A 15,006-nucleotide genomic window follows, 5' to 3' on the forward strand; every position below is an offset into this window, starting at 1 on the left:
TATGACCTAGATAAGTGGCGTGGGGCAGGAATGCCTAACCGTGAGGTTAGGAAGCCCGCGCTGTACCCGTAGGGTCAGCGTCGGGAGGATGTCACGTCCACAACCATCCACGACAAAGCCATCAACAGATGGAGTTACCACAAACTGGGGAACGCTGGGATCCCTACCTTGCTGCCGTAGCTGCTCGCTTCAATCGGGAGCTGGAAATTCAACTGGGTCGGCCAGGTTGGCAACTTCCCCCAGACCTGGAGCAACTGCCTTTTTGGCAAGCCCAGCAGCGGGATCACCTGCAAGAACGCCTCGGGATCCCCTTTTGGCAACTGCGTGCCCCCAAAAAACGGGAAGCCTGTTTGGATTTGGGCTGTGGGGTAAGCTTCCTGACCTATCCCTGGAACGATTGGCAAGCCTACTTTTACGGCCATGAGCTGAGCGGTGAGATTGTGCGCTTTATTCGCTCGCGGGCACCCCAGCTTAACTCCAAGCTGTTCAAGTCAATGCAACAGGGATCCGCCCACCATTTGGAAAACTACGAGTCAGAGCAATTTGATCTGGCCATTGCCACCGGATTTTTGTACTACTACCCGATTGAGTACTTCGACGCGGTTTGGGCAGAGTTGATGCGAGTGTTGCGACCGGCTGCACCTGTGATTATTGAAGTGGTCAATCCCGACTCGGTGTGGGCGGAACAATGGGGCCTCATCGAGCTATTCAAAGGCACCGAACCGATTTTCACCCCCCTAACGGAGTGGGAGCGGCGCATCGCAGCCTTGGGGGGCAAAATTCAGAAACAGGCCAGTGGTGAACTGTTCACCACCTATTGGATTCAGCGCAGACCGTGATCTGCTCACAACCGGGAAAGTATCGGAGCATTCGGAGTAGTGGGGTAACCTTTAAGGCTGGGTACTAAGATTAAAAATAAGATAAAGATTAAGATTAAGAAGTGTGATCCCGGACAAGGGATCCACCGCCATCCATGCAAGCCTCCTCTCCCACCTTCCTCTTGGTTGATGGCTACAACATCATCGGAGCTTGGCCCACCCTGAGCCAGTTAGCGCGTCGCTCCCTGATGGAATTGGCCCGTCTGCGCTTGGTGGAATCTTTGGCCAACTATGTGGCCTTCCGGGGCTACCAGGCGACCGTGGTGTACGATGCCTACGCCCAACCCACTCCAGCCCGGCAAGAGCGCTCCCCTTCGGGTATCGAGATCCTGTATACCTCCTATGGCGAGACCGCCGACAGTTGTATTGAACGGCTGTGTGCCCAGTTGCAGAGGGATGGGTGTCGGGTACGGGTGGCTACCTCCGATCGTGTCCAGCAGTTGGTGATTGGCGGCTACAACGCCGAATGGGTCTCGGCAGAACAACTGTGGGATGAAGTGCAGCAGGCCCAGCAGCAGATCCGGCGCGTCCAACCAAAACGGCTATCGAGCAAGCGGGGCATTGATGCCTACTTGGATGCAGATACTCTCTCGCGCCTAAACCGCTGGCGGCTGTCCGGCCAAGATCCCATGCGCTAAATGCCATCGTAGGGAACGGTGGGAGCTCCATACCAAAGATGCTCTTCATCTGGCGAGGCAGTGGGCAACTGCTCCTGTGAAGGATCCGCCGGAGCCAGCTCCCGCTCATCCACCAACACCAGCACCCGCACAACTCGATTTTTGGGCAATTGTTCCTGCGCCTTCATGGGCAAGATCAGTTGACCTTGGCTGTCGGTACGAGCCCAGAACTCATGCGCTTTCATGCTGTTTCCCAAAATCATGAGCCAATGAAGGGATCCCCAGGCCGGATCTTAGTGAGGATGATGAATGACCCCAGAAAGCTCCATCTGTTCTTCGTATTCAGATGAGTCGGAGAGGCTGGCCCAGCTTTATAGTTATTTTGATTCAAACTAGGACACTCTAGGACACTGCGTCAGGGTTGTGGAGCAATAGTGTTGCGGAGCAATAATGCGCGGGGCTAGAGGGCTTGTCTCAGCAGCCCAGGCATCTCACCTAACCTGAAACGGCCATAAGCTCCCACAGCATCTCGGATAAGCTTGCCTCAACAAATCTCAAAAGCCGCTGGCAGGTAGTCAACCAAAGCATAGCTTACCCCTTCCCCAGAGGCCCGACGTTCTATCAGCGCAACATCAAAACGGCAGGACAACTCGGAGAGGTGGGGATGCTGGCTCAAGAAGGCCTGGGCAGCCCGGATCAAGCGTTGCTGCTTGGGGATCCCAACCGCCAAAAGCCCGCCTCGATCCCAGCTACCGGGGCTACGGGTTTTCACCTCTACGAAAATCAGCACATCAGCTTTGTGGGCAACCAGATCCAGCTCGCCCCAAGGGCAGCGCCACCGCTGGGCCAGGATCTGCCAGCCCTGCTGACAGAGATATTGCCGCACCCAGCCCTCGCCGACGTTGCCTGTATTCTGGAGGGAAGCCCTTCTGGGCAAGGGATCCATAAAAAAATCACCAGCGCCCGGCTCTAATGAGCAGAGCCATTGCCGTGATACTTGTCGGTGTCGTAAAAGCCGTTGCGGGTGCCGAAGTAGAAACTTGCCAGAGAGAGGACAAGAGCAACCCCCACCAAGACTAACTTTGCATCCACGTGGTTTTCCCCTGATTTTCTCCTCAACCGTGATCATAATAGCCTGCCGCTCCTTCACAATCCTCTGGTAAGCGATGCGCGGCACTGATATCGGCCAAGGCACAGCAAGTCTTGGGGGATCCCATTGGAGAGCTTTTCTTGAATGCTTGAATGAATGACTCCCACTGGGAGCTCAGCATGCTACCATTCAGACGGAAAGGGAGTAGTCAGGCGGCTTACCGCCCTCTGCATCGACATACTGGCTAAAAACAGCCCGGTGCAAGAGACAAAGCAAGCCCGGCAGGCTGCTTTGGTGACGAGACTTTCGCTGAGTTCACGCAGAGGTGAGCTTGGTGAGTCCGTCTGACTTTCCCAGCCTTCACCTCTAGGTGTGAACCGATTCCACACACAAGAGAGGTTGGAGGCTAGAAAATGTGGGCCGGTTTTTTATCGAGTTTGCTGCTGGTGACGGTAGCGGAATTTGGGGACAAAACCTTTTTTACCCCCTTGATTTTGGCGATGCGCCACCCACGCCGCTGGGTTTTTCTGGGGACATGGCTGGCTTTAGCGATGATGAACCTGCTAGCGGTAGGAACCGGGCAAGTGCTTTTTAAGCTACTGCCACCCTTGGGCGTGCGGGTGCTATCGGCTGGGGTTTTCGCCGTTTTTGGCTTGAGAATGCTCTGGCAAGCGTGCAGAATGCCACCTCAACAGGCATTACCAGAAGAAGAGGAAGCCCTCAGACAAGTGATGCAGGCAGAAGCAAAAGGAGTTGGCCGCGGGGGGGTTAGGGCCATCGTCTGGGAAGCCTTTAGTTTGATCGCCCTAGCCGAGTTCGGGGATAAAACCCAGATTGCTACCGTTTCCCTAGCCGCCACCCATCCGGGATTCAGTGTCTGGGCGGGGGCAACCCTGGGTCATGGTCTGATGGTAGGGCTGGCGGTGGTGGGAGGTCGTTTTTTAGCAGCTCACATCTCTGAACGCGCCGTGCATTGGGTGGGGGGCGGCTTATTTCTGGTGTTTGCGTTGCTGACCGGTTGGGAGTTGGCAGGATGAGGGATCAGCTAGAAATCGCAGGAGCCCCGCACTGTACCCGTAGGGTCAGTGCCGGGAGGAATGCGCTTTGATGAAGTACAATAGACTTATGAGCCAAGTCCTGACCATATCCTGTAAGCTCAAGGCGTTCCCGTCACAAGCCGCCAAATTGGACGCGACGATGGATGTCTTTGTGCAGGCACTGAACTGGGTCAACCAGAACACGCCGGAGAAGATCGTCAACGCGGTTAAACTGCAATCCCTTTGCTACTACGAGATTCGAGCTCGGTTCGGCTTGTCCAGTAACTTGGCTCAACAGGTGTGCAGACGGGTGGCAGGCGCTCGCAAAGTGGCGAGACAGCGCAACCGTCCGGTTAAAGAGTTCAAGCGTAGGTTCGTTACCTACGATGCACGTATCTTCTCGTTTCGCGAGAAAGACTGGACGGTGTCGCTGACCACGGTGGAGGGGCGAGAGCGCTTTGAACTAGCCATTGGCAACTACCAGCGTGGGATGCTGGCTGGTTCTAACCCCAAATCGGCCACCCTAGTCCAGCGGAAGGACGGCTCCTACTACATCCAGATTTGCGTAGAGAAAAACCCGCCCAAGCAACAAGATACCGACAGGGTGATCGGGGTGGACTTGGGCAGGACGGATATCGCCCATACGTCAGAGGGGGACAATTGGAATGGACAGCAGTTGAACCGAGTCCGCGACCACTACTCCAAGCTGAGGGCGGCACTCCAACGTAAAGCCAGTAAGGGCACCCGCAGTTCGCGGCGCAGATGCAGAGAACTGTTGCAACGGCTGTCTGGCAAGGAGAGGCGCTTTCAGGCGTGGGTCAATCATCGCATCTCCAAAGCTATTGTCTCTAGGGCAAAGGCGACAAATAGCGCTCTTGCTCTGGAAGACTTGACAGGGATTCGGGAAAGGGTCAATCAACAGCCACGCAGCAAGACAGAGCGTAGGCGGGCAAATAGTTGGGCGTTTTATCAACTCCGTCAATTTTTGGAGTACAAGGCTCTGCGTGCGGGGGTTGCTCTGATTCTTGTTCCGCCTGCCTACACGTCGCAGACCTGCCACCGGTGTTTGCACATTCATCCCGATCCTGCGCAATCCTACCGCAGTGGCAAGTCGTTCAAGTGTGGGCACTGTGGATGGGAAGGGGATGCAGATTTGAATGGTGCGAATGTGATTGCGCTTTTGGGGGCTGCTGTAAACCAGCCTAGAGGTTCGGGCCTGTTTTGTTCTCTGGTAGGGCAGAGCAGGCTCAGGGCTACTGAAAGCCCGCTCCGTACCGCTTAGCGGTCGGAGTCGGGTAGTTTACCCAAATTCCTGTTCGATGATCCGCCATCGGGCAGTGATCACACCTGGCTCTAGGCTGAGGCGGCTGACGACAAGTTCTAGGGCCTGGTCGTCGCGGGTCTGGGTGACCAGCTCTGCTTCGACTTTGACCAGATCGGGCTTGTCCTCCAGGTCTTCGCTGTAGAGGGCACGCAGTTTGAGATGGGTGGGAGCTATGCCTTGCAAGAGCAAGGCGCGGATGTGGGCCTCTGCTTGGCTTTTGCAGATGAACGAACACTCATAGACCAGTTCCAGTTCTGTGCCTTTCAAAGGCTGCTGGTTGATGCGGTAGCCCAGTGGACGCAGCACAACGTTGGAGATCAACACAGCTGCGGCCCCAATGGCAGCTTGGGGAATGTACCCCGATCCGGCAAAGGCTCCCACCGCGGCTGCACACCAGATGGTGGCGGCGGTGTTCAGGCCACGGACGCTGGCTCCTTCCTTAAGAATCACGCCACCGGCCAAAAAGCCAATCCCCGATACCACTTGGGCCGCAATACGGGTCGGGCTGCTTTCATCAGGGGTGAGAACCGAGAGCATGACAAACAAAGCTGCACCCGTGGCCACCAGGGTATTGGTGCGCAAGCCGGCCATGCGCTGCCGCCACTGTCGCTCCAGCCCGATCACGGATCCCAAGATAAAGGCAACCGCTAGGCGCAAGGTGAAGTCAATCCAGGTCATGCTCCGGTTCTCGTGAAAGGATAAAGTTTAGCCATCCTCATCTGGGATCCCAAGGGCAGTGGCTTCCTGTTGCAAGGTTTGCCAGAGGGCTTCCAGTTGAGCAAAGGCGGATTCTGGGGCCAGCTTACCACCTGTTTCTAAAGCACAGGTTATGCCCACCCGATAGGCATACTGCTGCAGCCGTGACCGAAATTGAGCAGCAGCCAAGGGAGATAGAACTTTCAAGGTCATGGCACACCTCCTAAATGTTTGCTGTAACCCTTCGTTGGTCAAAGGACACCTCGTAAAAGTGCTCTGCGCCGCCGTCGCGATGGCCTTGTGGCGAGACTCTGAAAGGCTGATTTCTCAAGAAGGGCTGGATTATTCGTTCCTGGAACGCGCTTTGCCGGTGAGGTGCCCCCTGGATCCAGCGCCGGCGCAGCCCTAGAACTCCACTTCAACCCCGACTAGCCAAGCCACCAGGGTGAAATACACCCAGAGGCCGGTGAAGTCTTTAATGGTGGTGATAAAAGGATCCGCTCCCGGAGCGTGGTCAAAGCCCAGCTTTAACATCACCCAGGGCAAAATGGCGCCCAAGATAGCCCCCAAAGTGAGGACAATGGCCAGAGCCAAGCCCACCGCTAGACCCAATTGTGGGATCCCATTCGGTGCCCCCTGCCAGAAGTAGGCAATCACCCCAGCCGCAACTCCTAGGATCCCGCCAATAATGGCGCCGATGCTGGCTTCCCGCAGCAAATAGGGGAGAAACTGCCGCACGTTGATGTGGCCCCAAGCCAAGCCACGGGCAAAGATGGTCGTAGATTGGGTGCCGACATTACCGCCCATATCCATGACCAAGGGGATGAAAATAGCCGCTGCCGTCACCGCCTCCAACACTTCCTCAAAGGTTTGGATCACTCCCCCCACCACCATGCCGCCAATCAAGGTGATGATTAAAAACGTGATGCGCAGGCGGACGGCATACCAACGGGAGCCTTTAACCAGGCGCTCGCTCCAAACCTTGTCTCGGCTGAGCAAGTTGCCCACCCCTGCTTGGGCCAGAGCGGCGTCGGTGGCTTCTTCTTCCACCAAGTTGATGACATCTTCAAAGGTGATATCTCCCACCAAGCGCCCTTCCGTATCCACCACCGGAATAGCCGGCAAGCCCGAATCCTTGAGCAAACGAGCTGCCTGGAGATCCCGGTCGGTAACCCGAGCAAAAGTATCCGATCCCTCAATCAGCTCCCGAATGGGCAAATCCGGATCTGCTTTCACGAGGCGCACGGTGCGAACCAAACCTTTGTAGAACCGCTGATCGTCCACCACAAAAATCACATCCAGCTCATCGTCTCCCAGTTGAGAGTCCCGCACGCTGGCCAGAGCAGCCCCGACGGTGATGGTATCCCGTACCGACAAGTAGCGCAGGTTCATCAGCCGACCGGCACTGCGCTCTGGATAACCCAGCAAGATATTCACTGCTTCCCGAGCTTCTGGGCTGAGGTTGGCAATGAGGCGCTTGGTTACTTTGGCCGGCAACTCCTCAAACAGACGTACCCGCTCATCAGGTGGCAGAGCTTCTATGAGCTGGATCACTTCTGGGCTTTCCATGCTGCGAATGAGATCGGCCTGCTCTTCGGGCCGCAGATACTCAAACACTGCAATGGCTTTGTCTTTTTCCAGCAAGCGGAAAGCCAAAGCCCGCTGCCGAGGTGAAATCTCCATCAACTGCTGCACCAGCTCGGCAATGGGAGCGCGGTTGGCCTCTCGCTTGGCGGCTTCCAAGGAAGCAGGGGTTAGGAGATCGCGAAGAACGTTGTGCCGCATGATAAACCTCCGAACGTTGGGGTCAGCCGGGATGAAGAGAACCAGGAGGTCAACAGCCAACCGGTGCTCCGAGGCTCACAGGGAAGCCCTGAAACCCTTGGATGGCCGCGCAGCAAGCCGTAGGTCTAGCGCCAGGCCTCCAAGCCCAGCTTGGATCGCAAGCGCCCAAGCCGATAAAAGGGACTCCAAGGGATCCCCAGGCCTGCGGAAACCCCAAAACCCACAACGGGAAAGTCAATGGGAATCCCCTCGGAATTACTCCTGATCTCCCCTTTTCTGAACAGGGCTGCACAAACCCATTGCTCAGGTAAGGCTCTGCTCAGCTCATCTGTTCGTCGCCGACTGAGAGAGCCACCCAAGTCAAAAGCTAGCCGGGAAAACTCTCCCACCCCTTCGCGTTGGCGAAACGGGATCCTCTCAAGCGACGACAGAAGCTGTCAGCGGGGAAAAGGAGGACACCAGTAAGAGCCCAATCTTCAAGAACGTGCTCCTCGAAGACCATCCACTGGTGGCTGGCGCTACAACTACCGGAAGCGTCCATGCTGCTGAACGTTTTCCTCCAAAAAGGTTAACCGAAACAACCCGGACAGCCAGAAGAGGATCTCTTCAGCTCCCTTTAGGCTAGTTGCAGGAGTGGGATCCCGTCAACCCCTTTTCTCCAGCTCATCCGGTGAACAATCGGCGGAGCAGCTTGAGGGTAAGATCGGAGTGATCAGCAATAGCCCCCTTGTGGTTCCTCTCGTCTCGACATTGCCCTCAGCCTGACTCAGCAGAGTCTACATCTCGGTGGCTTGCGACCTTGAGCAACCCACGCCCTTCGCCACCTCTGTTTTGTTAGTGGTTTTTGTTAGTGGTTTGTTGGTGGCCTTGCTTCAATGAGCTGCGCTTCCCATCTCCTACAGGTGCCGATGTCCTTGAGCTTATGGCCTCCCTTCCCCTCATTGCCGTGATCTTGGGCACACGGCCCGAAGCCATTAAGCTGGCCCCGGTGATTCAAGCCCTGCGTGCCAGTCCCCATCTGCGCACCGAGCTGATCTTGACCGGACAACACCGGGAAATGGTGGATCAGGTGATGCGGCTATTCGGTCTGCAAGCGGATCGGGATCTGGCGATCATGCGCCCCCGCCAAAGCTTGACAGACATTACCGAAGCCACCTTGCGGGGCCTGGAACTCTACTTTCAAGAGCAACATCCTCAACTGGTTTTGGTGCAGGGAGATACCACCACCGCCTTCGCTGCCGCCTTGGCAGCTTTTTACCACCGGATCCCGGTTGGGCATGTGGAAGCCGGACTGCGCACCGATGATCTCTACAATCCTTTCCCCGAAGAGGTCAATCGCCGCCTGATCTCCCAGTTGGCCAGCCTGCACTTTGCCCCTACCCCCCAAGCCGTTGACAACCTGAAGCGAAGCCACGTGGTGGGATCCATCCATTGCACCGGCAACACTGTCATCGACGCCCTACTGCAAGTGGCCTCCCAAGGGATCCCCTGCCCCATTCCCGGGCTGGACTGGCAGCGCTACCGTGTCCTGTTGGTTACCGTGCACCGGCGGGAAAATTGGGGGGATCCCCTAACCGCCATCGGCAAGGCTCTGCTGCAGATCTTGGCCGAGTTTCCCGATACCGCCCTTCTTTTGCCCCTCCATCCCAACCCCTTGGTGCGGGATCCCCTGCAAGCCCTGTTGGGATCCCATGAGCGGGCCTTTCTCACTGAGCCTCTGGACTATCCCCTCTGGGTGAGCGCCATGCAGCGCTGTACCCTCATCCTCAGCGACTCCGGCGGCATTCAAGAAGAGGCCCCTGCCCTGGGCAAACCGGTGCTGGTGCTGCGGCAGACCACCGAACGTCCTGAAGCGATTGCTGCCGGCACCGCCCGCCTGGTAGGCACCCACCCCGAAAAGATCCTGAAGGCAGCCCGAGAATTGCTCACAGACCCACAAGCCTATGCCCGCATGGCCCAAGCCCAAAACCCCTTTGGCGATGGCACCGCCGCCCGGCAGATTTGCCACATCATCGAGCGGTGGTTTAATCCGCAAAGCCGCTCTGAAAGACTACGCAACACTGGTCGCTTTAGCGGGACGGAGTCCCTACGAAGCTGAACTTTGCCCAGCATGGAGAGGAGAGAGCAAAGAGAAGAGATTTCTTCCTCTCACTCCTCCCTTCTCACTCCTCGCCCCTCGGTACTCAAAAGGCTGGTTGTGAAGGACTGCACGGCCAAGTTCAGTCAGTTCGAGACCCAGTACGTGCCCCCCGACCAGAGACTTGGAGCTTTTGCCCTTCACATAGCCGATTGCTCCGCCCACCAAAAGCAGTGCCCCGTAGACCAGCAAGGTGATTTGTGCGGTCAGCATGATGGGGAAAACCTTGTCCTCTCCGGGCTTAATCCACAAGGATATCGCGAATCAAGGGCAGGCGAATGCTGATGTAGCGGTTGAGAATCGAAGCATCGACACTGCTGAGGGCCTGTTTTTTTTGACAAGCGCTCAGAAGCAGATTCACCAAGTCATCGTCACGCTTTGTGAGCCAATCTGGCCTGCCAATCTCGCTGACCAAAGACCAAAACTGGCGTACCATTTCAGGAGTCATGGCATCCATTTTGTGGAGATAGGGGCTGAACTGCAAAAGAATGGTCTAGGCCATCGATCTGATTCTAGAAAAAAGACGTCATCCACGAGGACAATATTTCGGCTCCGTCACAACTTAGGATAAGATGTCACGCTTTCCCACAAAGCTCAGCAAGCAGTGCCCCTTCCGGCTTTGTGAGGATCTTAGGAGGGTAAACCGGCAACTCCTGACGTGTATCAACATTCATTAGGCGTTAAAAAACGATGATTCCTGTCAAAATCTCGACATCAGCACCAGAAGATCCGCAAGCCCCCTTATCCAAGCTTCCAGATAGGGAGCAGATGCTAGCGCAAGGTGTACTGTAACCCATAGGCTCCTTCCTCTCCCGGCTTATGGGTGTTGGCCCGCAGGGTGTAGGTGCCGGTGCGGGGCAGAAAGGCAATCATGAGAGCATCGGTTCCACCACCTTGGTCATCATCCCAAGCCATGACTTCTCCACTCGGATCCAGCAGTTGCAAAAAGGCATCGAAATCGGAGCTGGTCATGGAAGCGATCAGGATCTGGCCGGCGCGGGCGGCAATGGGATATTCGTCCATCCAACTGCCATCCTCGGGATGCTGAAGGGATCCCTCCTGCAGACGGCCCGATAGGCTTTGCTGCCAATCTACCTGGGTGAGGACATAGGTGAGCCGGTAGTTGCCGGTGGATTCCGGCTCAAAGCTGGTGGCCCGCAAGGTGTAGGTGCCTCCCTCCGGCAGACGCACCGCCAACAGGGCATTCACATCTGGGCCAGAGTCATCGTTAAAGCCGATCACCCGCCCTTGGCCGTCCACCAGCTCCAGGTAAGCATCAAAATCTTCGCTCTCTAGGGCCGCAATCAAAATCTGTCCCGGCTCAGCGGTGATGGGGATCCCATCCCAAAAGCTGCCGTACTGGCGACTGACTTCATCTCCCGCCTCCAGCGCTCCCGTCACGGTTTGGCTGCCTCTCCACAGAGCAGAACGGGTCAGCGCAGATCCCACCGGCAAGCCGCTCTCTCCCACCCGATCCAACAGCCGACAGCCGCCAGCCAACCCCAATGCCACCAGAGCCAGAGCCAAACGGGATCCCCAACGGCGAGGAGATGCGCAAGAACGATACCAGCTCAACATCGGAAGGGATCCCTTTCTAAAGAATGGCAACTGTAGACTGATCCTACCCCCTGATTGATTGAGCGAAAAGTTGGTCAGAGACGACAACTTCTGCCAACTTCGTGCTGAGTTTTGAGGTTGTTGGCTTGCCCCTTCCTTGCTGTTTCAGCCGAGAGCATACTGGTCTACAGGGCCTCCCAAGCTTGCAAGACGGCTTCTAGAGCCAGCCGCCCATGGTAGAGATGGGTTCCCCCCTGCAAGTAGACGGTGTAGGGATCCCGCATCGGCCCATCGGCAGACAGCTCGGCGCTGCTCCCGGCAATAAAGGTGCCTGCTGCCATCACCACCGGGTCTGCATAACCGGGCATCACCTCCGGAACTGGGGTGAGGTAGGAATCCACAGGAGAACTGTTTTGAATGGCGTGGCAAAAGGCCTGCAGCTTTTGCGGGGATCCCAATTGAATGGCCTGGATGATATCGGTGCGAGGAGCTTGAGGCAGAGGCGAGACCGGGTAGCCCAGATCAGAAAACACCTGCGCCGCCAGATGGGCGATCTTCACCGCTTCGGCCACCATCTGCGGGGCCAAGAACAGACCTTGAAACAGAAGGCGGTTGAGATCCAAAGTCGCCCCCCCTTCAGAACCAATGCCCGGAGCCGTCAGCCGACAGGCCGCTTGCTCCACCAGCTCTGCCCGCCCGGCCACATAGCCCCCGGCGGGAACAAGGGTGCCCCCCGGATTTTTGATCAGGGATCCGGCAATCAGATCTGCGCCCACATGGGTTGGCTCCTGGGTTTCCACGAACTCGCCGTAGCAGTTGTCTACAAAGACCACAACTTCGGGGTTTTGCGCTTTGACCATTTGGATCATCTCGGCAATCTGGGCAATGGAAAAGCTGGGCCGCCAATCATAGCCGCAGGAGCGCTGAATGTGAACCAACCGGGTTTGCGGTCTGAGGGCGGTTTTCAGGGCCTGCCAATCAACAGTTCCCTCCCGCAAATCCAACTGGCGGTAATCGATGCCGAACTCCCGCAGGGATCCCCGCCCGGAGCCCCGCAGGCCGATAACCTCCTCAAGGGTGTCGTAGGGGGGGCCGGTAATGCTCAGCAGCTCATCCCCCGGACGCAGCACCCCAAACAAAGCACAGGCGATGGCATGGGTACCAGACACCATCTGCAGCCGCACCACCGCTGCCTCACAGCCCATGATCTGGGCAAACACCCGATCCAAAACCTGCCGCCCCTGGTCGTCGTGGCCATACCCCGACACCCCGGCAAAGTGATGGGATCCCACCCGCTGCTCGCGAAAGGCCCGCAACACCCGCGCCAGGTTCTCTCTGAGGGTCTTCTCCACCGCCTGAAACCGCTCCTGCAGAGCCTCCTCTGCTCTGTCCAAAAGCTCTGCCGCCTTCAACGGGATCCCTCTGCCCACACCGTCTGCCTCACCTTTCGCACACCAAGGCGATTCCGAGAGTAGCATTTTAGCCACCCCCAAAAGAGCTGGTCTTTTCCCCCCAGCTTCCCAATAAGACTGCGCCGGCAGAACGGAGTTCCAACTTCTTATGTAGCTCTCCGAATAGAAACCTTACGGCATGGAACAGCGGACAACAGGCTTGCCAAAGCCAATACCAACAGCGACAATACCCCTCAAATTGAAAGCCCCATATTGATAAAAAGCTTAATTTATGTCAATATCCCTTCATTTTTCCTATCAAGCGCCATCCAATCGAGATTCTGCTAAGCTGTGGAGTAACACCAACATACGGTAAGCGGAGAACTGGAGCATTTGGATTGCCGAGTTATGGGCAGTCCGGCGTGGGTTTGGTTTCTCAAAAGCAGGTCAGAGTTAGAGACGTTGTTTAATCAACTTAAAATCCAGCTTGGAAAGCTTTTTAGTAGGCTGGATCTGTCTATGGGTTTGATGATAGATTTGTCTTTTGGGTTAACCCATTGACCTGGGAACTTGCAACTTAAGCTCGAAAGAACTTTTCCCAAAAGCACCCAATACGGCCAACTAGGAGTCTATGTCTTGCATAACAGGGATCCCGCTTATCCGCAAAACTCCCAAGATTTGGGAAAAATCAGGAATTCAAGATCTCCTTAAACATTAAGAGAGCCTAAATTTATTCTTAACCTCTGGCAGAGATCCCAGAGAGAGATGTTAACTTAGACTTAACCCAAGAGGTTAGTGCCACTCCCAAAGCCGATCTGCTCACCCTTGATGACAGGGCTTCGTTTTTGCAAATTAAAGGGCTGAGGTCGCCCGTGAGCTGGGGTCGCTTTCGAAAGCCAGAGGGATCCCAGGTGGGGGTGAGGCGCTATCTCAGGTATAAACCGACATGACTGGGAGAGTCCTCATGACTAAGCTTGTGATCCAAGGGAAAAACGTCGAGATTACCGAGGCCATCCGCAGCTACGTTCAAGAAAAAATTGAGCGCGCTGTCAGTCATTTTGCCCAGATCACCAGTGAGGTTGATGTCAACCTATCGGTAGCCCGCAACCCCCGTATCAGTGCCAGCCAATCTGCCGAAGTGACCGTCTACGCCAATGGCACCGTGATCCGGGCGGAAGAAAGCAGCGAAAACCTCTATGCCAGCATCGACCGTGTGGCCGACAAGCTGGCCCGCAAGTTGCGCAAATACAAAGAACGGAACGGCATTCACCGCGTCCGCCACACCCCCAAAACCTCCGTGGCAGTGGCCCAGCAGCCCGCCACCGATCCGCTAAATACGGAACGGCAAGCGGAGTTACCGGCAGAGGTGGTGCGCACCAAGTACTTCGCCATGCCACCCATGACGGTTCAGGAAGCGTTGCACCAGTTGGAGCTAGTGGATCACGACTTCTACGTTTTCCGCAATATCGAAAATGGCGAGATCAACGTTATCTACGTCCGCAACCACGGTGGCTACGGCCTGATCCGCCCCCGCTAAAGCTTCGCGAAAATGCGTGGTGAATTTTCCCCCCGACTTGCTTCTCTAGGATCCAGCGGCGCTTTCTATCTGTTGCTACAACTTACCGATTCTGCTCTGCCGATTGGGGCCTATTCCCACTCCTGGGGCTTGGAAGCTGCCGTTCAAGCGGGGCAACTTCGGGATCGGGCCAGGGTGCAGCAATATCTGCTGGGGGTTTTACACATGGGCCTAGCCCCCACCGAGGGCAGAGCCTGTGCCTTGGCCCATCGTCTGTCCCGATTGGGAGCCGAGTCAGGAGTGGAGAAACTGCAGCAGCAACTGCAAGCAACCCGTTGGGCGGCAGAACCGCGCCAAGCCAGCTTGGATTTGGGCAAACGCCTAGCTCAACTGGCAGAACGCACCTGGGGAATCTCCGTCCCCAAAACAGAGGGAGAGCCACTGCATCATTCCTTGGTGTTCGGCTGGATCTGCGCTCAGGCGGGCATTGGGCTGGAAGATACCCTGCGTGCCTTCTTGTTCTCCTCCCTCACCGGGTTGGTCTCGGCGGCAGTGCGCTTGGTGCCTTTGGGGCATACCGAGGGGCAAAGCCTGCTGGCCCAATTGTATGAGCCGATCGAGGCAGTGGTGCATCAGGAGATTCTGCCGGTCATGAAGCGAGCCGAAAGGCCAAACCTCCCCCTCGGCTGGCCGCCCCTAAGCAGCTTCACCCCTCTACAAGAACGGGATTGTCAAGCCCACCAACACCTCTATTCCCGCCTTTTTCAATCGTAAACTACCCACACTCATGCTGATGCAAAGCGCTCCGCGCCGCTCAAGCGAAAGAGTGCGGGCTTTCAGTAGCCCTGAGCCTGTTATGCTCTCCCAGAGAACAAAACAAACCCGTTCGCGAAGCGAGCCGTAGGCTTAACCTCTGGGCTGGTTTACGGCAGCCCCCAAAAGCGCAATTACGTTTGCACCATTCCAGTCCGCATCCCC

17 protein-coding genes are annotated in these 15,006 nt (G+C 56.5%); 7 read left to right on the forward strand and 10 right to left on the reverse strand.

Features of this window, described 5'->3' with window-relative positions:
• Positions 1-128: 128 nt before the first annotated feature.
• Together ACVWYZ_RS13590 and ACVWYZ_RS13595 are read left to right on the forward strand one after the other, a co-directional pair.
• On the forward strand, positions 129-839 hold the full coding sequence (locus ACVWYZ_RS13590; protein WP_011429577.1) for a class I SAM-dependent methyltransferase: 711 nt from the start codon (positions 129-131) through the stop codon (positions 837-839).
• Positions 840-973: 134 nt separating this feature from the next.
• Positions 974-1,516, forward strand: coding sequence for an NYN domain-containing protein (locus ACVWYZ_RS13595; RefSeq protein WP_011429576.1), 543 nt, complete (start codon positions 974-976; stop codon positions 1,514-1,516).
• On the opposite strand, the gene ACVWYZ_RS13600 is transcribed toward ACVWYZ_RS13595, so the two are convergent.
• From ACVWYZ_RS13600 to ACVWYZ_RS13610, 3 genes are all read right to left on the reverse strand, one after another.
• Entirely contained in the window at positions 1,513-1,740 is a 228-nt protein-coding gene (locus ACVWYZ_RS13600; protein WP_414352028.1) for a hypothetical protein, read from the reverse strand. The genes ACVWYZ_RS13595 and ACVWYZ_RS13600 overlap by 4 nt on opposite strands.
• Positions 1,741-2,039: 299 nt before the next feature.
• Positions 2,040-2,441: a YraN family protein gene (locus ACVWYZ_RS13605; RefSeq protein WP_457467358.1), complete on the reverse strand. Its 402-nt coding sequence runs from the start codon at positions 2,439-2,441 to the stop codon at positions 2,040-2,042.
• A 23-nt stretch (positions 2,442-2,464) separates the two neighbouring features.
• Positions 2,465-2,587 carry a hypothetical protein gene (locus tag ACVWYZ_RS13610; protein ID WP_011429573.1) on the reverse strand — a complete coding sequence of 41 codons (123 nt, stop codon included), beginning with the start codon at positions 2,585-2,587 and terminating at the stop codon, positions 2,465-2,467.
• A 411-nt stretch (positions 2,588-2,998) separates the two neighbouring features.
• On the opposite strand from ACVWYZ_RS13610, the gene ACVWYZ_RS13615 reads away from it, so the two are divergent.
• Both ACVWYZ_RS13615 and ACVWYZ_RS13620 read left to right on the forward strand, forming a co-directional pair.
• A complete protein-coding gene (locus ACVWYZ_RS13615) occupies positions 2,999-3,622 on the forward strand; it encodes a TMEM165/GDT1 family protein (protein WP_011433699.1) in 624 nt (207 codons plus the stop codon).
• Positions 3,623-3,710: 88 nt separating this feature from the next.
• Positions 3,711-4,904: an RNA-guided endonuclease InsQ/TnpB family protein gene (locus ACVWYZ_RS13620; RefSeq protein ID WP_457467359.1), complete on the forward strand. Its 1,194-nt coding sequence runs from the start codon at positions 3,711-3,713 to the stop codon at positions 4,902-4,904.
• A gap of 18 nt (positions 4,905-4,922) precedes the next feature.
• Here the strand turns inward: ACVWYZ_RS13620 and ACVWYZ_RS13625 are convergent, their stop codons facing one another.
• The 3 genes from ACVWYZ_RS13625 to mgtE form a co-directional block, all read right to left on the reverse strand.
• Positions 4,923-5,624 (reverse strand): MgtC/SapB family protein, encoded by a 702-nt coding sequence (locus tag ACVWYZ_RS13625; protein WP_414417819.1) that lies wholly within the window; start codon positions 5,622-5,624, stop codon positions 4,923-4,925.
• A 27-nt stretch (positions 5,625-5,651) separates the two neighbouring features.
• Positions 5,652-5,855, reverse strand: coding sequence for a DUF7219 family protein (locus ACVWYZ_RS13630; protein ID WP_238376758.1), 204 nt, complete (start codon positions 5,853-5,855; stop codon positions 5,652-5,654).
• 192 nt (positions 5,856-6,047) lie between these two features.
• Complete coding sequence (gene mgtE, locus ACVWYZ_RS13635; RefSeq protein ID WP_457467360.1) at positions 6,048-7,427, reverse strand: magnesium transporter; 1,380 nt, start codon at positions 7,425-7,427, stop codon at positions 6,048-6,050.
• 922 nt (positions 7,428-8,349) lie between these two features.
• Between mgtE and wecB the strand changes: the two genes are divergently transcribed.
• Entirely contained in the window at positions 8,350-9,525 is a 1,176-nt protein-coding gene (gene wecB / locus ACVWYZ_RS13640) for a non-hydrolyzing UDP-N-acetylglucosamine 2-epimerase (RefSeq protein WP_457467361.1), read from the forward strand.
• Here wecB and ACVWYZ_RS13645 read toward each other — a convergent pair.
• The 4 genes from ACVWYZ_RS13645 to ACVWYZ_RS13660 all read right to left on the reverse strand — a co-directional run bounded on the left by ACVWYZ_RS13645 (position 9,514) and on the right by ACVWYZ_RS13660 (position 12,533).
• The gene (locus tag ACVWYZ_RS13645; RefSeq protein ID WP_414358080.1) at positions 9,514-9,777 is read right to left on the reverse strand and encodes a TMEM14 family protein; all 264 of its coding nucleotides are present in this window, start codon (positions 9,775-9,777) and stop codon (positions 9,514-9,516) included. The genes wecB and ACVWYZ_RS13645 overlap by 12 nt on opposite strands.
• 28 nt (positions 9,778-9,805) lie before the next feature.
• Complete coding sequence (locus ACVWYZ_RS13650) at positions 9,806-10,012, reverse strand: hypothetical protein (RefSeq protein WP_414358077.1); 207 nt, start codon at positions 10,010-10,012, stop codon at positions 9,806-9,808.
• A 323-nt stretch (positions 10,013-10,335) separates the two neighbouring features.
• Positions 10,336-11,142: a PPC domain-containing protein gene (locus ACVWYZ_RS13655; protein ID WP_457467362.1), complete on the reverse strand. Its 807-nt coding sequence runs from the start codon at positions 11,140-11,142 to the stop codon at positions 10,336-10,338.
• A 164-nt stretch (positions 11,143-11,306) separates the two neighbouring features.
• Positions 11,307-12,533, reverse strand: coding sequence for a methionine gamma-lyase family protein (locus ACVWYZ_RS13660; protein ID WP_457467364.1), 1,227 nt, complete (start codon positions 12,531-12,533; stop codon positions 11,307-11,309).
• A gap of 943 nt (positions 12,534-13,476) precedes the next feature.
• On the opposite strand from ACVWYZ_RS13660, the gene hpf reads away from it, so the two are divergent.
• Together hpf and ACVWYZ_RS13670 are read left to right on the forward strand one after the other, a co-directional pair.
• On the forward strand, positions 13,477-14,049 hold the full coding sequence (gene hpf / locus ACVWYZ_RS13665) for a ribosome hibernation-promoting factor, HPF/YfiA family (protein ID WP_414374807.1): 573 nt from the start codon (positions 13,477-13,479) through the stop codon (positions 14,047-14,049).
• 12 nt (positions 14,050-14,061) lie between these two features.
• Entirely contained in the window at positions 14,062-14,802 is a 741-nt protein-coding gene (locus ACVWYZ_RS13670) for an urease accessory protein UreF (RefSeq protein ID WP_457467363.1), read from the forward strand.
• Positions 14,803-15,006: the final 204 nt, after the last annotated feature.

It is taken from the genome of Thermostichus sp. MS-CIW-37 (assembly GCF_054060065.1).